A 16782-nucleotide genomic window follows, 5' to 3' on the forward strand; every position below is an offset into this window, starting at 1 on the left:
CTCAGTGGTGGCGCGGCTTGAGCAGTGCAGGTTTTTCGTCGGGGGCGTTGCACAGCAGGTACAGCGCGGTCAGCGCTTCCGGGATCTGCACGATCATGTCGTCCATCAGGTTGGCATCGCTGGCGATGTCGGAGAACTCCGGCTGTTCGTCGAACAGGCCGGAACCCACCATGATCGGCAGCAGCATCTCGCTGACTTCTTCCTCGGCGGTTTCGAACCAGGCCGCTTCACGCAGGAACACGCCTTCCATGAAGCCGATGCACCAGCCGCGCAGGTCGGAGTCGTCCGGGTCCTCGCCCAGGTCGAGTTCGCAGGGCAGCTCGAATTCTTCGTCGGAAGCCAGTTGGCGGGCGATGTGCGCCTTGAGGGCCAGCAGGGTCGACTCGATGGCTTCGCGTTCGGCGTCGTCACGGTAGTGCGGCTCTTCGGCGAACAGGGCGTCGATCCATTCACGGTCCGGAACGCTTTCCGAGCAGATGGACAGCGCGGTCAGGTAGCCGTGAGCGGCCACGTAGTCCAGCGCCTCGTCGTGCAGATCATCTGCATCGAGGAAGACTTGCAGGCGGGTTAGTTGCTCAGCGAAGGACATTGACGGCTACCTTGGGGAATAAACGATGCTGAATTCTAGGCTTTCTTGCGCGCTCAAGCCAGCCGCGGTGCCGATTTGAGCGGTTCTAAAGGTTACCAGCGGTCCATTGTCGGTGCCCTCTGCCGGGAAGGGGTCGGGTATACTCGCGCGTTTTGTGATGCCCTGCAGGCTGGTCGTCCGCTCCGGACAAGTCCGCTAACGCAAATGTCGGTGAAGCGTGCCGGCTTTTCGTCCAGTCTGCCCCCAGGGATTTCAGCGATTTTTGGAGTTTTTCATGCTCGAACAGGCTCAACGCGTCCTCAAGGACATCTTCGGCTACGACAGTTTCCGTGGTCGCCAAGGTGCGATCATTGAGCGCGTGGCCAGCGGCGGCGATGCCTTGGTACTGATGCCCACCGGTGGTGGCAAGTCGCTGTGTTTCCAGGTCCCGGCGCTACTTCGCGAAGGGCTGGCGGTAGTGGTTTCGCCGCTGATCGCGCTGATGGACGACCAGGTTGCGACCCTGGAGGAACTCGGTGTCGCGGCGGCAGCCTTGAACTCCACCCTCAGCGCCGAGCAGCAGCGTGACCTGGCCGCGCGCATCCGGCGCGGCGAAGTGAAGATGCTCTACCTGGCCCCCGAGCGCCTGGTCCAGCCGCGCATGCTGGCGTTTCTGCAGAGCTTGGAAATCGCCTTGTTCGCGATTGATGAAGCCCACTGTGTGTCCCAGTGGGGCCACGACTTCCGCCCCGAATACCTGCAATTGGGGCAACTGGCGGAAATGTTCCCCCAGGTGCCGCGCATTGCCCTGACTGCCACGGCTGACAAGCGCACCCGGGAAGAGATCGTCAATCGCCTGCACCTGCAGGACGCCGAGCGTTTTCTCTCCAGCTTCGACCGGCCGAACATCTTCTATCGCATCGTGCCCAAGGAGCAGCCACGCAAGCAGTTGCAGGCCTTCCTCAACGAGCGGCGCAGCGATGCCGGGATCGTCTATTGCCTGTCGCGCAAAAAGGTCGACGAAGTGGCTGCATTTCTCTGCGAGCAGGGCTTCACCGCGCTGCCCTACCATGCCGGGTTGCCCAATGAGCTGCGGGCCTATCACCAGAAGCGCTTCCTTAATGAAGAAGGCCTGATCATGGTGGCCACCATTGCCTTCGGCATGGGCATCGACAAGCCCAACGTGCGCTTCGTGGCCCACATGGACTTGCCCAAGTCGCTGGAAGCCTACTACCAGGAGACCGGTCGCGCCGGCCGTGACGGCCTGCCGGCAGACGCCTGGATGGCTTACGGGCTGCAGGACGTGCTGATGCTCAAGCAGATGCTGCAGAACTCCGAGGGCGACGAGCGCCACAAGCGTCTTGAGCAGCACAAGCTCGATGCGATGCTGGCCCTGTGCGAGGAAACCCGTTGCCGGCGCCAGACCCTGCTGGCCTATTTCGATGAAGACATGCCGCAACCCTGCGGTCACTGCGACAACTGCGTCGATGGGGTACAGACCTGGGACGCCACCGAGCCGGCACGCCAGGCGCTGTCGGCGATCTATCGCACTGGCCAGCGCTACGGCGTCGGTCACCTGGTGGATGTGCTGCTGGGCAAGGACACGGAAAAGGTCCGCAGTTTCGGCCATCAGCACCTGTCGGTATTTGGTGTCGGCAAGGCCCGCAGCGAAGGCGAATGGCGCTCGCTGTTCCGCCAGTTGGTGGCCCGCGGCCTGGCCGACATCGATCTGGAAGGTTATGGCGGCCTGCGCCTGAGCGACAGCTGCCGCCCGCTGCTCAAGGGCGAAGTGACCCTGGAGTTGCGTCGTGATCTCAAGCCGCAAACCACCCCCAAGAGCAGCACCAGCCAGGCCAGCCAGCTGGTACGGGGCGAGGAGCGCGAGCAGTGGGAAGCGCTGCGGGCCCTGCGACGCAAGCTGGCGGAAGAACATGGGGTGCCGCCTTATGTCATTTTCCCCGATTCCACCTTGCTCGAAATGCTCCGCAGCCAGCCCGGCTCCATGGCCGAAATGGCCGAGGTCAGCGGCGTGGGTGCGCGCAAGCTGGAGCGTTATGGCGCAGCCTTCCTCGAAGTCCTCGGCGGCGGTGTCGAGGCGCCGAAAGTGGTTGCCGACCTGCGCCATGAACTGATCACCCTGGCTCGTGCGGGGATGACCCCGGTGCAGATCGCCGGCCAGTTGCAGTGCACGGAAAAGAACGTCTACACCCTGCTCGCCGAAGCCATCGGCAAGCAGCAGCTGTCGCTGGAGCAGGCCCTGGACTTGCCGGAAGACCTGCTGGGAGAGATCCAGGATGCGTTCCTCGACGGCGAGGGCGAGTTGCCGCCAGTGGCCGAGGTTATCCCGGTGTTTGCCGGAAGGGTGCCGGAAGGGGTGCTGTATTGCGTGCGTGCGGCCTTGGAGTCGGAGTTTGAAATGTGAAGGGGTGCGTCAATGTTGTAACGATTCAGTCCCTTACAGGCCTTGCCTCCGGGCAAGGGGCATGCTTAGCTGACTAATAATTAGTTTTTCTTTATTTTCAGTCTGATCATGAGTGTTTTATGCCGTTAACCGATGAACACCGTTTTGGTATGCAGCTGGCGCATATGTCTCGCGGCTGGCGTGCCGAACTGGACCGCCGCCTGGCGGGGCTCGGCCTGTCCCAGGCCCGCTGGCTGGTGCTGTTGCATTTGGCCCGCTTCGAAGAGGCGCCCACTCAGCGCGAGCTGGCGCAAAGCGTCGGCGTAGAAGGGCCGACCCTGGCCCGGCTGCTGGACAGCCTGGAAACCCAGGGCCTGGTTCAGCGCCAGTCGGTGGTGGAAGATCGCCGGGCGAAGAAAATCGTTCTCTGTCCGTCCGCCCGGCCCTTGATCGAACAGATCGAAACCATCGCCACCGCCCTGCGTCATGAGCTGTTCGTTGGCGTTGACGAAGAGGACTTGCGGGTCTGCATTCGCGTTCATGAGCGCATCCTGGCCAATCTGGAAAAATCCTGACGCCTTCAACCGGGGTTGCCTGACCCCGGTTTGTCTTGTTCCTCTGCCATTCTGAATTCAAGCCTGCTGCGCCCAGGGGCGTTTTTTGCGTGCCTGTCAAAAGGTCTGGCCCAGATTCAGTGACAGGGCTTTCTGGTTGTCGTCGTTGAAGCCGTAGCTGAAGTTCAGCGGCCCCAGCGGCGTGTCGAAGCCGAGAAAGATGCTCGCCGCGTTGATGTAGCCGCTGTCGAAGGCATTGTCGTTGTTCCACACCCGGCCCCGCTCCAGCGAGCCTCCCAGGTACAGTGGAAAGTCCAGGGGCAGGTAGGAGCGTGGTGTCAGGCGACGGAAGTACACGGCGCGAGCCAGGCTGATGTTCTGCCCGGAGAGGGCGTCCTGACGGAAACCGGACAGTTGTCGAGCTCCACCGAGCAGGAAGCTGGACGTCACCACGTCGGCGTTGTCCAGGGTCCGGCCATAGCGACCGCCCAGGACAAAGGTATTGGGGCCGCTGCTCAGCGCCTTGTCCAGCTTGAACTCCCACTGCCGGTAGCGATTGTCCGAACCCAGGCTCGGTTCGAACTGGCGCAGGCTCAGCTTGATGTCTTCGCCGGAGTGAGGAAAGTAGACGTTGTCCAGCGAGTCGAAGGAGTACTGCAACTGGTAGTAGCCTTCGTTGAAGTTTTCGCTGGGCAGGTTATGGTCGCCGATGCGCACATCGGCCTTGCCCCAGGCCTCGCCGACGCCGAAACGCACTTCGCCGCTGTTGCCGATCTGGCGCCCAAGGTTGAGCCCGAAACCGTAGCGTTCCACGCGATATTCGGCGATCGGGTCGTTGTCCAGCACCGCCTCGACGTTTTGCGCTTCGGCGGCGATGAAGGGCGCAATGAAGTAGCGTGAACCGGCATCCAGTGGCTGGTAGAACTCGCTGTAGAGTTCCTGCTGATCACCGATCTGCACCCGGGTCAGCCATTCTGCACCCAGGCTGTTGATGCCGTTCATGCGGTAGCTGGCGCCGATATTGAACGCGCTGTCGCCACGCATGTCATCGGACAGGTTCAGCCCCAGGCGCAGGTAGTCGGTACCACTGCGCTTGCCCCGGGCGCTGATCACCAGGGTGTTGTCCTGCCCCTTGTGGGCTACGCGATACTGCACCTGTTCGAAGAAATCCAGGCCGTACAGGGTGCCCATGTCGGTTTCCAGGCGGCCCAGGTCCAGCGGCTCGCCGATGCGCTGGCGGATGTAGTAGCGGATCACTTCGTCGCTGACCTTGGAGTCGTTTTCCACCTTGATCGCGCTGATGATCGGCGTGCGCTGGCTGGGCTGGCGCGCAGCGGTCAGTTCGGCATCCAGCGCATGGGCCGGACGTAGACGGGCCAGGCGCGCGTCGAGGATGCGGGTGGCGCGGTAGCCGGTGTCGATCATTTCCTGGGCCCGGCCAAAGTCGGTAACGCCAAAGCTCGACAGCGCTGGCTGGATCAGTACGTCGTCCTTGTGCAGTGCCGCCAGTTGCACCTCCGAGTTGCGCCGGGTCATCAGGGTGATGGACTGGTTGAGCACGTCGACCACGGTATTGAGTTGCTTGCGCGAACGCAGCGGTGTGCCGATGTCCACCACGATGGCGATGTCGACTCCCATGTCCCGTGCCACGTCCAGGGGAATGTTATCGGTCATGCCGCCGTCCACCAGCAGGCGGCCATCCAGTTCCACCGGTGCGAAGACCGCCGGGATCGACATGCTGGCGCGGATCACCTGGGGCAGGTGGCCCTTGCGAAACACCACTTTCTCGCCGCTGGCGATATCGGTGGCCACGGCCCGGAAGGGGATCGGCAGCTTGTCGAAGTCACGGGTATCGCTGGCGTGGGCCAGCTTGCTTTCCAGCAGCAGTGCCAGGTTCTGTCCCTGAATCACCCCCAGCGGCAGGCCCAGGCTGCCATCGTCGCGGAAGCTGAGCTTCTGCTTGACCAGAAAATCCCGGTCGTCCTGCTTGCGCCGGAACGGCACGTCTTCCCGGGGCGGGGCATCGGACAAGGCCTGTCGCCAGTCGATGTTCAGCGCGAGCTTTTCCAGCTCGTCGATCTTGTAGCCCGAGGCATACAGCCCGCCGATCACCGCGCCCATGCTGGTGCCGGCGATGGCGTCGATGCGGATGCCCTGTTCCTCCAGGGCCTTGAGCACCCCGATGTGGGCCAGGCCGCGGGCGGCGCCCCCAGACAGCACCAGGCCGATTTTCGGTCGTGGCGCTTCGGCAGATTGAGCAAGCAAGGGCAGCAGGCAGAGGAACAGGCAGGACAGCAGGCGGCGCATTACGGTTCTCGGGGCGGGCGATAAAGCCGGCTATTATAACGACGCCCTTGAATCCAGGAGTCGGCCGTACCATGACTGAACGTAAACCCGAAGTGATCATCACCTATTGCACCCAATGCCAGTGGCTACTGCGGGCGGCGTGGCTGGCCCAGGAGCTGTTGAGCACCTTCAGCGACGACCTGGGCAAGGTGTCCCTGGAGCCGGCAACCGGCGGGGCCTTTCGCATCACCTGCGATGGCGTGCAGATCTGGGAACGCAAGGCCGATGGTGGCTTTCCCGAGGCCAAGGTGCTGAAGCAGCGGGTTCGCGACCAGATCGACCCCGAGCGCGACCTGGGCCACAACGACCGTACTCAGTGAGAGCCGGCTTCAGCCGTGGCTGCCTTGCTGCCCGAACCCGCCGACAGGCGGCTTGAAACCACGATGGCAACGATGATCAAGGCCCCACCGAACAACATGCGCAGGGTCGGGTTTTCGCCGAACAGCAACCAGGCCACGGTAATTCCGTAGACCGGTTCCAGGGCAAACACCACCGCTGCGGTGCGCGCCTTGATCACTGCCAGGCTGGCGACAAACAGGCTGTGGGCCAGACCGGTGCAGAAAATTCCCAGCAGGCTGATCCACAGCCAGTCCATGGCCCGCACCTGGCCAAGCTCGGGAGCCGCCACCGGCAACAGGCACAGGGCGACCACCACGTTTTGACAGAGCGCTGCCTGCACCGCGGGGATCCGCCCGGAGCTGGCACGGTTGTTCAGTGACAGCAGCGCAAACAGCAGGCCCGAGCCCACGGCCCAGAGCAGGCCGGTGGTGGCCTGGCTGGCCAGGTCGAAGTCCGGGGTCACCAGCACCAGGCCGATGCTGACCAGCAGCACCAACAGCATTTCGTTGAAGCGGATCCGCTCGCGGAAGATCAGGCCTTCGAGAATCACGGTGAACGCCGGGAAACTGGCAAAGCCCAGGGTCGCGATAGCCACCCCCGCGACCTTCACCGCCACGAAGAAACTCACCCAGTGCCCGGCCAGCAGCAGGCCGCTGAGCAGCAGGCGCCGCCAATCGGTGGCGGCCAGTTTCTGCCAGGGGGTGTTGCTCGCCAGGCGGGCGAAGACACCCAGGGCGAGCACGGCAAAGGCTGCACGGCCGAAGACGATGACCGCGGGCGAAGCGGCGGCGAGCTTACCGAATACACCGGTCAGGCCGAACATCAGGGCACCGATATGCAAGGCGCCAAGGGCGGTACGCGGAGTCATTTTTATCCTTAACCACAAGACGGGCAGTAATGGCCTTAGGCGGCAATGGGCTCAGTCTACGGGCGGGGCGGCCTGTTGGTCTGTCGCGATCCTGGCGTTTTTTGTCGAGGGACTAGCGTCTGCCCCTTGGCGCAGTTGGCGCGGCGAATGGCCGTACTGCCGCAGTATCGCCGCGGCAAAGGCACTCTGGGAGCTGTAACCCACGCGGCTGGCGATTTCGCCCATGGGCAAGGTCGATCCGCGCAACAGTTCCAGGGCCATGTGCAAGCGCCGGCGTCGCACGTATTCCATGGGGCTGGCCCCGCACTCGGCGATGAACCGTGCATGCAGGCGGGCAGTGGACAGCCCGGCGATACGGGCCAGGTCGGCCACCTGCAAGGGGTGGGCGGCGTGATGATCGATATGGGCATTCAGGGCGGCATAGGGCAGGCGGCGCTCGCGGGGCTGGCTGTCGGCGCGATGATTGAGGCTGGCCAGCAGCAAGACCGCGCCTTGCTGGGCAATCAAGGGGTCGTCCACCGGGCTGTCCGCCAGCCAGTTGACCAGGCGGCTCTGGCTCGGCCCCAGGACCTGGTGTCGGGGCGCATCGAGCAAACGCCGACTGGCCTCTGCATGTTCCCCCAACGATTGCTGAACCCAGTGTTCGCCGGGTATGTCCAGCACCAGGCAATGGCTGCCGCTGGGGCTGCCGCAGACATGCCGGGCGCCGGCCGGCACCACCACGAAGCTCTGCTGCTGCACCTGGCTGCCCTGGCCTTCGACTTCGAAATCGAGCTGGCCACGCAGGCCGAACACCAGTTGCGCATGTTCGTGGCTGTGGGCGATCAGGTCATGAGTGTAGTGGCGCAGAGTGAGGATAGATCCCATCACGGTCTCCTTTGCAGGCGGCCAGTCTACACCGGCGGTCGGGCGTTTCGCGCTGTCATCGCACTGCCGCATTTGTGTCATGGGCTATTAATCGCTGGGGCGCAAGCTCGCAAAAAATCCAGGAGAGCGTCCATGACCCATGCCGAACTCGCCAAGCCCAGCCGCAAGCAACGGGTGCGGACCCTGTGGATTTCAGATGTGCACCTGGGCACCCGGGATTGCCAGGCCGAACACCTGGCACGCTTTCTCAAGGCCTATCACGCCGATCGCATCTATCTGGTGGGCGACATCATCGATGGTTGGAAGCTGCGCGGCGGCATGTACTGGCCCCAGGCCCATACCAACGTGATCCGGCGCCTGCTGACCATGAGCAAGCGTGGTACCGAGGTGATCTACGTCACCGGCAACCACGACGAATTCCTGCGGCGCTACTCCAGGCTGATTCTCGGCAATATCCAACTGGTGGACGAGGCGGTACATGTCACTGCGGACGGGCGTCATCTGCTGGTGATCCACGGCGATCAGTTCGATGTGATTACTCGCTATCACCGCTGGCTGGCCTTTCTCGGCGACTCGGCCTACGAATTCACTCTGACCCTCAACCGCTGGCTCAACCACTGGCGGGCGCGTTATGGCTATGGGTACTGGTCGCTGTCGGCCTACCTCAAGCACAAGGTCAAGACGGCGGTGAGCTTCATCAGCGATTTCGAGGAAGCCATTGCCCACGAATGCGTCAAGCGCGAGTTGCACGGGGTGGTCTGTGGCCATATTCACCATGCCGAGATCCGCAAGGTGGGCGAGGTGGATTACCTCAATTGCGGTGACTGGGTGGAGTCCTGCACGGCCCTGATCGAGCACTGGGACGGCAGCATCGAGCTCTATCGCCTGGCCGAGGCCCAGGCCCGTGAGGCCCAACTCAAGGCTGAGCGGATGAAAGTCGCGGAGCCGGCCTGAGCCCGGGGCCGAACACGGTTTTTCAGGCCGGGCTGGCCTGCTCCATGGCCGCCTTGTACAGCGACTGCCGGGGCTGGGCGAACAGCCGTTGCAGCATGGGCTCGAAGAAGCTCAGGGGCAGGCTCTCGTAGGCCGGATCGAAGGCGGCGGCGTCGTACTTGGCGCAGAACTCGGCGGTGTACTGGTACAGCGGGTGGTCACTGAACTGCTCGCGCAGGTGGCGATCCATGCCCAGGTGATGGAAGAAGTAGTAACCCTGGAAGATCCCGTGCTTCTCCACCATCCACAGGTTTTCCGGGCTGACAAAGGGTTTGAGAATGGCGGCGGCGATATCCGGATGGTTATAGGAACCCAGGGTATCGCCAATGTCGTGGAGCAGGGCGCAGACCACGTATTCCTCGTCGCGCCCGTCGTGCCAGGCGCGGCTGGCGGTCTGCAGCGAATGGGTCAGGCGGTCCACCGGGAAGCCGCCGAAGTCGCCTTCCAGCAATTGCAGGTGGGTCAGGATGCGTGTCGGCAACTGCTTGGCGTAGGCACTGAAATCCGCGGCGATGATCGCCCAGTCCTCCTGGGTGCCGTCCTGCATATGGGTAAAGCGCGCATGGGTGTTCATCGGCCATCCTCTTGTTGTCATGGGGCGGGTCTGCAAGGCCTGGCCCTGTGGGGAGCCGCTGGCGGCCCTGGGGTCTAGAAGGGCACCTTGCCGAGGATCATGTCGCGGTACATGACGAAGTCCCCCAGCAGGCTGTACAGCGGATGCTGGAAGGTGGCCGGGCGGTTTTTCTCGAAGAAGAAATGCCCGACCCAGGCGAAGCCATAGCCGGCTATCGGCAACACCAGCAGCAGCCACCAGGCGCCTTTGCCGATGGCCAGGGCGAGGATGAAGATCACCAGGCTGGTGCCGATGAAGTGCAGGCGTCGGCAGGTGCTGTCGCTGTGCTCGCTCAGGTAGTAGGGGTAGAACTCGGCGAAGCTGTTGAACTGTCGGGTGTTTTCCATGGCCGCGATCTCTGTGTCTGTTGTTCTGTCGGCGGGGAGCTTATTTGAGTCTAGAGTCCTTGGCGGCGCAGGCCAGTGACAATAGGCGCCACTTTAGTATCCTTGGGAAATTGGCCGTAGCATGCGGCTCATCATGTAAGAACCCCTCATGAGCGAACGAACGACTTCTGCAAGCTGGACCCTGGGAATCGTCAAGGCCCTGGAGATGGACGGCCTGGATTGCCGGGCCTTGTTCAAGCAGTTGGGGCTCGACTACGGTGCCCTGGAAGATCCCGACGCGCGCTTCACACAGGACTCCATGACCCGGCTCTGGCAGCGCGCCGTCGAGCTTTCCGGCAACCCGGCGATCGGCCTGAACATGGGCAAGGTGGTGCGTCCTGCGTCTTTTCACGTGGCCGGGTATGCATTGATGTCGAGTCGTACCCTGGCGGAGGGGTTTCAGCGGCTGGTGCGTTATCAGCGGATCATTGCCGAAAGCGCTGACTTGAGTTTCCGCCTTCTTCCCGAAGGCTATGCACTGATCCTGACGGTGCATGGCGACCATCTACCGCCCACCCGTCAAAGTGCCGAGGCTTCGCTGGCCTGTGCCCTGGCCTTGTGCGGCTGGCTGACGGGGCGCGCGTTGCAGCCGCGCAAGGTGTTGCTGCAGGGCGAGCAGCCCGGTGACCTGCAACCCTACAAGGACATGTTCCACGCGCCCCTGGTGTTTGCCGCGCCCTTTGATGCGCTGATCTTCGAGCGTGCCGACATGGAGGCCACGCTGCCCACCGCCAACGAGGCCATGGCCCTGCTGCACGATCGTTTCGCCGGCGAATACCTGGCGCGCTTCTCCGAAAGCCGGGTGACCCACAAGGCGCGGCAGGTCTTGTGTCGCCTGCTGCCCCAGGGGGAGCCCAAGCGCGAAATGGTGGCGCAGACGCTGCACCTGTCCCAGCGCACCTTGCAGCGGCGCCTGCAGGAAGAGGGCACCAGCTTCCAGGCGCTGCTGGATGACACCCGCCGGGAACTGGCAGAGCAGTACCTGGCGCAGCCGCGCATGACCTTGCTGGAAATTGCCTACTTGCTGGGGTTTGCCGACCCGAGCAACTTCTTCCGTGCATTCCGCCGCTGGTTCGATGCCACGCCCGGTGAGTACCGGGCGCGGTTACAGGCCGCGCCGGCCCCGGTCAATGACGCCAGAATGCCGGAATACACAACACGAACACCGTGATGATTTCCAGCCGGCCCAGGAGCATGCCCAGGGACAGGATCCACTTGGCGGCGTCCGGCAGGGTCGAGAAGTTGCCGGCCGGGCCGATGGTTTCGCCCAGGCCCGGGCCCACGCCCGACACGGTGCTGGCGGCACCGGTGAGGGCGGTCATCCAGTCCAGGCCCAGCAGCGACAGGGCCAGGGCGATCATGCAGATGGTGATGGCGAAGAAGAACGAGAAGGTCAGGATCGAGCGGACGATTTCTTCGTCCAGGCGATGGCCGTTGTACTTCTGCTTGATCACCGCCCTCGGGTGAATCAGTTGATTGAGGTTGGCCTTGAGCAGGATGTAGGCGACCTGGAAGCGGAAGATCTTGATCCCGCCGGCAGTGGAGCCGGAACAGCCGCCGACAAACCCCAGGTAAAAGAACAGCATCAGTGAGAAATTGCCCCACAGGCTGTAGTCGCCCAGGGCGAAGCCGGTGGTGGTGACCACCGACGTCACGTTCAGCGCCACGTGGCGCAGGGCCTCGAGCCAGTGCAGGTTGGTGGTCCACCAGTACCAGGTGCCGAGCACCAGCCACGTCACCAGGAGCATGCCCAGCAAGCCCTGGACCTGCTGATCCTTGATCAGCGCCCGACGATTGCCCCGCAGGGTCGCCACATAGAGGGCGAAGGGCAGGCTGCCGAGGATCATCACCACCACCGCCACCCAGTGCACCGCCGGTTGTTGCCAGTGGGCCAGGGATTCGTCGGAGGTAGAGAAGCCACCGGTGGAGATCGCCGACATGGCGTGGTTGATGGCGTCGAAGATGTTCATCCCGGCCCACCAGAAGGCCAGGCTGCCGCAAATGGTGATGCCGACGTAGCTGGCGACAATCAGGCGCGCCACCATGTGCGAGCGCGGCATGACCTTTTCCGAGCGGTCCGAAGACTCGGTCTGGAACAGGCGCATGCCACCGATACGCAGCAACGGCAGGATCGCCACCGCCATGCCGATGAAGCCGATACCCCCCAGCCAGTGCAGCATCGAGCGCCAGATCAGGATGCCCGGGGACATGCTGTCCAGGCCACTGAGCACGGTGGCGCCGGTGGCGGTGATGCCTGACATGCTTTCAAAGAACGAGTCGGTGTAGCTGATGTGCTGGGTTAGCAGGAATGGCAGGGCGGCAAAGATGCACACCACCAGCCAACTGGAGACGGTCAGCAGGTACATGTCGCGGGGGCGCAGATGAACGTGCTCGGGGCGCCCGGGGATCACCAGGGCCAGGCCGGCGATGAAGGTGATCATGCTGGCCCAGAGGAAGGACGGCAGGTCGCCGGTGCGTTCGAAGATCACCAGGGTCGCCATCGGCACCACCATGGCGATCGCCAGGGTGATGAGGAAGATGCCGATGATGAAACCAATGATCCTTAAGGTCGGCAACGCCATGTGTTCCGCTCGGGCTGGTAGATGAAGGGCGCCCATTCTACCTGCGGGGCAGGGCATGTAAACCGGCACCCGGCCGGCAGATCCCGCTAGAATGGCCGGACATTTTTTTCAGGAGGTGGCCGATGGAGGCTCTCGACGCTTTGCTCAACCGTGTTTCCGTGCCGCGCCTGGTGGAGCCCGCGCCTAGCGCCGCGCAGCGCGAAGCCTTGTTCGCCGCCGCCCTGCGCGCGCCGGATCATGGTCAGTTGCGCCCCTGGCGGTTCCTTACCGTCGAAGGTGCGGCACGCGAGCAGTTGGGCGAGTTGCTGGTGGAGGCGGTACAGCTGCAGGGCGGCGAAGTGACCCAGGCGGCCCTGGACAAGGCCCGGGCCATGCCCCTGCGCGCACCACTGGTGGTTGTGGTGGTCGCCCGTTTGCAGGAGCACTTCAAGGTGCCTAGGAGCGAGCAGTTGCTGGCAGCGGGCTGCGCGGCCCACGGTATCCTGCTGGCGGCCTATGCCCAGGGGATCGGCGCGGTGTGGCGTACTGGCGAGTTGTCCTACTCGCCCCATGTAGCCAAGGGCCTGGGCCTGGAGGACGGCGAAGAGATCATTGCCTTCCTGTATCTTGGCACGCCGCTGAATGAGCCGCGGATCGCCCCCAAGGTCGATACCGCCGAGTTCGTCAGCGCCTGGACTGCCAAGGCCTGATTTTCCTCTTCTAACGCTGTGTACCTCGCGGGCAAGCCCGCTGTTGCCGGACCCGGCGGCAGCGGCTTGCCCGCGTTGCGTTCAGGCCTGCACCACGGCGCCGGGGACCAGGGGCAGTTCCAGGGTGGCGATGAATCCGCCCTGAGGGTGGTTGGCCAGCAGCAGGCTGCCACCGTGACGCTCTGCGGCGCGGCGGGCGATGGCCAGCCCCAGGCCATGGCCCGGAGCGCTTTGCCCCGGGGCGCGGAAGAAGGGCTCTCCCAGCTGGCTCAAGTGCTCGGCTTCTACGCCGGGTCCATGATCGCGCACGCTGATCTGGATCTTCTCGCCCTGGCGTTGGGCCGTGACTTCGATCGCTTGCCCGGCGGGGTTGAAGCGCTGAGCGTTGCGCAGCAGGTTGTCCACTGCCCGCTCCAGCATGGTCGGCCAACCGCGCAGGTGCAGCTGTGGCGGGGCGGTTATCAGCACCGGCTGTTCCGGGCAGGCCAGTTGCGCGTCTTTCTGCACGGCGACCAGCAAGGCGTTAAGGTCCACTTCTTCGGCGCTGGCGTTGTCCGCATCGACCCGGGCCAACACCAGAATCTCGCTGATCAGCGCTTCCAGGCGGTCACATTCGCGGGTCAGCCGCGGCCAGAGCTTTTCCCGTTCTTCGGGGGCGGCCCGTTCCGCCAATGCCAGGGCGATGCGCAGGCGGGCCAGGGGCGAGCGCAGTTCGTGAGACACGTCCCGCAGCAGTTGGCGCTGGCTGCCGATCAGGCTCTGTAGGCGCGAGCCCATGCGGTTGAAGTCCCGGGCCAGTACACCGAATTCGTCGCGGCGGTTGGACAGGCGCGCCAGGCTGTTCTGCTGGTAGGTGGCCTGGCCCAGGTCGTGTACCGCGCCGCGCAGGCGGCTCAGGGGACGAGTGATGGACAGGGTGACCAGGAGGCTGAACAGGGTCAGCACCACCAGGGCGATGGCCAGGGCGCTGAGGGGCCAGGTCAGGCTGTCGCGGTGCCAGGCGTCCAGTTCCGGATGGGGGATGCGATAGATGAACAGGTAGGTGTCGCCGGTTTTCGGGCTGGTGTACTCCGCTGTCAGGCGGCGCCAGGGCAGGTGCCGGTCGTCATTGTTCTGCCGGGCTTCGAAGGCCGCGGCGCGGCGCGGGAAGGTGCCGCGAACCACCGGGTCGCCGCTCTCGTTGAGCACCTGGACATCGATGTGGTACTGGCGCTTGCGCTGCTGGAGGATGTCCTGGGCGGCGTCCTCGCCCTGGTTCTCGTAGGTCTGTGTCCATTCCTCGGTCAGGCTGTTGAGGCCGGGGTGACGGCTGAGGATCCAGGCATCCTGGTTGAGCATGTGCCCGAGCAGGATCGACAGCCCTGCAACCAGGGTGATGGCCAGCCAGAAGCTGGCCAGGATGCGCCAGAACAATGAACGCACAGGAACTCCTCGAACGCGAAAGCCCAGTGGGGGGAGGCCACTGGGCTGGGGGTGGACGCTAACGCATTATTGCGCTTTTTGCGGTTGCTGCGCTTTCCAGGCCTTGAACTCGGCCCATTCGGCGCGACGCTCCTCTTGTTTCTTGACGATGGTGTCAAACTCTTTCTGCTGCTCTGGCTTGAGCAGGGCGCGGATATCGGCCTGGGTTTTCTGGTGCTTGGCGGTCAGCTCATCCTTCATGGCTTTCTGGTCGGCCGGCGAGAGTTTCTCCAGGTACTTTTCCACCACGGCCTTGCGGTCGTGCATTTGCTCGCCCATCAGCTTGCCGATCTGCTGGCGCTGTTCGCGGCTCAGGTCCAGTTGGCTGAAAGGGCCTTTGCCGCGCATGTGCTCGCTGTGCCGAGGGCCGTCCATGGGGCCCATCGGGCCGTGGCCTTCCGGCATGGCCATGGCCACGGTTGGCAGGGCGGCGGCGAACATCAGAGCGATCAGGGTCTTGCGCATGGTGTATCTCCTTGTCTCATTCCCGGTAAGTTCCGGATGAGTTCAGGTTACCCAGATCAAGGTCAGCGGCAGTCAGCGGAGGGTAAAGCTTGGGTAAAGAAGGTATTTCACGGCCCTGACATATCTGCCAGGGCACATCGGGATCAGAGGCTGTAGTAGTAGCCGCGGCTGCGCAGGGCGACGATCCGTGGACGGCCGTCGGGGTGCGGGCCGATCTTCTTGCGCAGGTTGCTGACATGCATGTCCAGGCTGCGGTCATACAGGGTCAGCTTGCGGCCCAGGGCGATCTGCGCCAGTTCCTGCTTGTCCAGGGGCTCGCCCGGTTGCTTGAGCAGGGCTTCGAGCAGGCGGCTTTCGGAAACGGTCAGGGTAATGTCCTGCTCGTCGATGTTGACCACACCGCGCAGCGGACTGAAGCACAGGTCGCCCAGTTCCATCTGGCTGGAGGCCGCCACCGGATGGCTGCGGCGCAGTACGGCACGCAGGCGGGCGGTGAGTTCACGGGGGTCGCAGGGCTTGGCCAGGTAATCGTCGGCACCCAGTTCCAGGCCGAGGATGCGGTCCAGGGGTTCGCCACGGGCCGAGAGCATCAGCACCGGCAGGTCGGGGTGCTCATTGCGCAGTTGCTTGAGCAGCTCCAGGCCGCTGCCGTCGGGCAGCATCACGTCCAGTACCACTGCTGACGGCGCCGTTTCGGCCAGGGCGCGACGGGCGCTCAGGCCATCGTGGCAGGCCCGCACCAGAAAACCTTCCTGGCTCAGCCAGCTGCTCAGGAGCTCGCACAGCTCCTGGTCATCATCAATCAGTAACAGGTCGCTCATGAATCTCTCAATTTAGCCATTGTCGACGCTTGCGATGCCCGCCACTGGCGAAGATCCCGCAGAGCAGGGCCAGCAGGGCCACGCCGCCGCCGGTGACGAACCACTGCTGTTGATCGGTCAACAGGCGGGGTGCCGGGTTGGCCTGGGCCTCTTTGAGCTGCAGCTTGAGGCGCTGGTTCTCCTGGCGCAAGCGGGTCAGTTGGGGGCTTTCCCGTTCGGCATCGGTATTTTGCAATTGTTTGCTCAGTTCATCGCGCAGGCGCTCGCTTTCTTTCAAGCGTTGCTGCAACTCGGTGATCTGACTGCCGGCGCTCAGGGACAACGGCGTGGAATGGCCGGTGTCCTGGGCTTCCTCGGCAAGGGCTGGAGCCCCGATCGACAACATGACCAACAGCAGGCACAGCGGACCTTGGCGCATCGAAACTCCTGATTCCAATCGAGTGTTGGGCAGGTTGTCGGCAGTCAAACGAGAATAATGAGCGATTGAGAGCGCGATGAACCGCGAAGGTTCATCGTACCCGGGAGGATTTACGGCATCGATTGCTTGAACGGCTTGACCAGTACATGGGCGTAGACGCCGCAGGTCACGAACGGGTCGGCGTCGGCCCAGGCCTGGGCGGCGCTCAGGGAGTCGAACTCGGCGACGATCAGGCTGCCGCTGAAACCGGCCGCGCCCGGGTCATTGCTGTCGATCGCCGGGTGCGGGCCGGCGAGTACCACGCGCCCCTGATCCTTGAGCACTTGCAGCCGCTCCAGGTGCGCCGGCCGGTTGGCCAGGCGTTTTTCCAGGGAGTTGGCGACGTCTGTGGCAATGATTGCGTAAAGCATG

The 16782-nt window shown here is 63.8% G+C and carries 18 protein-coding genes; 6 read left to right on the top strand and 12 right to left on the bottom strand.

Features of this window, described 5'->3' with window-relative positions:
* Position 1: 1 nt before the first annotated feature.
* The gene (locus AC1RGE_RS15290) at positions 2–589 is read right to left on the bottom strand and encodes a UPF0149 family protein (RefSeq protein ID WP_011059916.1); all 588 of its coding nucleotides are present in this window, start codon (positions 587–589) and stop codon (positions 2–4) included.
* 274 nt (positions 590–863) lie between these two features.
* On the opposite strand from AC1RGE_RS15290, the gene recQ reads away from it, so the two are divergent.
* Both recQ and AC1RGE_RS15300 read left to right on the top strand, forming a co-directional pair.
* A complete protein-coding gene (gene recQ, locus AC1RGE_RS15295; protein ID WP_011059917.1) occupies positions 864–2990 on the top strand; it encodes a DNA helicase RecQ in 2127 nt (708 codons plus the stop codon).
* A 119-nt stretch (positions 2991–3109) separates the two neighbouring features.
* A complete protein-coding gene (locus AC1RGE_RS15300) occupies positions 3110–3544 on the top strand; it encodes a MarR family transcriptional regulator (protein WP_011059918.1) in 435 nt (144 codons plus the stop codon).
* Between the two features lie 96 nt (positions 3545–3640).
* On the opposite strand, the gene AC1RGE_RS15305 is transcribed toward AC1RGE_RS15300, so the two are convergent.
* Positions 3641–5830 (bottom strand): patatin-like phospholipase family protein, encoded by a 2190-nt coding sequence (locus AC1RGE_RS15305; RefSeq protein ID WP_492584580.1) that lies wholly within the window; start codon positions 5828–5830, stop codon positions 3641–3643.
* A 71-nt stretch (positions 5831–5901) separates the two neighbouring features.
* On the opposite strand from AC1RGE_RS15305, the gene AC1RGE_RS15310 reads away from it, so the two are divergent.
* A complete protein-coding gene (locus AC1RGE_RS15310) occupies positions 5902–6189 on the top strand; it encodes an Rdx family protein (RefSeq protein ID WP_011059920.1) in 288 nt (95 codons plus the stop codon).
* Here the strand turns inward: AC1RGE_RS15310 and AC1RGE_RS15315 are convergent.
* Positions 6183–7076 carry a DMT family transporter gene (locus AC1RGE_RS15315; protein WP_015634597.1) on the bottom strand — a complete coding sequence of 298 codons (894 nt, stop codon included), beginning with the start codon at positions 7074–7076 and terminating at the stop codon, positions 6183–6185. The genes AC1RGE_RS15310 and AC1RGE_RS15315 overlap by 7 nt on opposite strands.
* Positions 7077–7127: 51 nt before the next feature.
* Positions 7128–7943 (bottom strand): helix-turn-helix transcriptional regulator, encoded by an 816-nt coding sequence (locus tag AC1RGE_RS15320; protein ID WP_019093741.1) that lies wholly within the window; start codon positions 7941–7943, stop codon positions 7128–7130.
* 132 nt (positions 7944–8075) lie between these two features.
* Here AC1RGE_RS15320 and AC1RGE_RS15325 point away from each other — a divergent pair, with 132 nt between their 5' ends.
* Positions 8076–8897 carry a UDP-2,3-diacylglucosamine diphosphatase gene (locus AC1RGE_RS15325; RefSeq protein ID WP_011059923.1) on the top strand — a complete coding sequence of 274 codons (822 nt, stop codon included), beginning with the start codon at positions 8076–8078 and terminating at the stop codon, positions 8895–8897.
* 22 nt (positions 8898–8919) lie between these two features.
* Here AC1RGE_RS15325 and AC1RGE_RS15330 read toward each other — a convergent pair whose 3' ends face one another.
* A complete protein-coding gene (locus AC1RGE_RS15330; RefSeq protein ID WP_169893807.1) occupies positions 8920–9510 on the bottom strand; it encodes an HD domain-containing protein in 591 nt (196 codons plus the stop codon).
* 74 nt (positions 9511–9584) lie between these two features.
* Positions 9585–9896, bottom strand: a complete 312-nt coding sequence (locus AC1RGE_RS15335; RefSeq protein ID WP_169893805.1) for an Mpo1-like protein — start codon at positions 9894–9896, stop codon at positions 9585–9587.
* Between the two features lie 148 nt (positions 9897–10044).
* Between AC1RGE_RS15335 and AC1RGE_RS15340 the strand changes: the two genes are divergently transcribed.
* Positions 10045–11106, top strand: a complete 1062-nt coding sequence (locus AC1RGE_RS15340) for an AraC family transcriptional regulator (protein WP_011059926.1) — start codon at positions 10045–10047, stop codon at positions 11104–11106.
* On the opposite strand, the gene AC1RGE_RS15345 is transcribed toward AC1RGE_RS15340, so the two are convergent.
* On the bottom strand, positions 11063–12517 hold the full coding sequence (locus AC1RGE_RS15345) for a TrkH family potassium uptake protein (protein WP_492584581.1): 1455 nt from the start codon (positions 12515–12517) through the stop codon (positions 11063–11065). The two genes, AC1RGE_RS15340 and AC1RGE_RS15345, sit on opposite strands and share 44 nt — an antisense overlap.
* A 122-nt stretch (positions 12518–12639) precedes the next feature.
* Between AC1RGE_RS15345 and AC1RGE_RS15350 the strand changes: the two genes are divergently transcribed.
* Complete coding sequence (locus AC1RGE_RS15350; RefSeq protein ID WP_011059928.1) at positions 12640–13206, top strand: nitroreductase family protein; 567 nt, start codon at positions 12640–12642, stop codon at positions 13204–13206.
* An 81-nt stretch (positions 13207–13287) separates the two neighbouring features.
* Here the strand turns inward: AC1RGE_RS15350 and AC1RGE_RS15355 are convergent, their stop codons facing one another.
* From AC1RGE_RS15355 to AC1RGE_RS15375, 5 genes are all read right to left on the bottom strand, one after another.
* A complete protein-coding gene (locus tag AC1RGE_RS15355) occupies positions 13288–14628 on the bottom strand; it encodes a sensor histidine kinase (protein WP_011059929.1) in 1341 nt (446 codons plus the stop codon).
* 66 nt (positions 14629–14694) lie between these two features.
* On the bottom strand, positions 14695–15132 hold the full coding sequence (locus AC1RGE_RS15360) for a Spy/CpxP family protein refolding chaperone (protein WP_011059930.1): 438 nt from the start codon (positions 15130–15132) through the stop codon (positions 14695–14697).
* A gap of 143 nt (positions 15133–15275) precedes the next feature.
* On the bottom strand, positions 15276–15953 hold the full coding sequence (locus AC1RGE_RS15365) for a response regulator transcription factor (RefSeq protein WP_011059931.1): 678 nt from the start codon (positions 15951–15953) through the stop codon (positions 15276–15278).
* Positions 15954–15960: 7 nt separating this feature from the next.
* Complete coding sequence (locus AC1RGE_RS15370) at positions 15961–16371, bottom strand: SH3 domain-containing protein (protein ID WP_492584583.1); 411 nt, start codon at positions 16369–16371, stop codon at positions 15961–15963.
* Between the two features lie 110 nt (positions 16372–16481).
* Positions 16482–16781, bottom strand: a complete 300-nt coding sequence (locus AC1RGE_RS15375) for a YciI family protein (RefSeq protein WP_011059932.1) — start codon at positions 16779–16781, stop codon at positions 16482–16484.
* Between the last annotated feature and the right edge of the window lies 1 nt (position 16782).

It is taken from the genome of Pseudomonas sp. GW823-FHT02C05, from assembly GCF_058797595.1.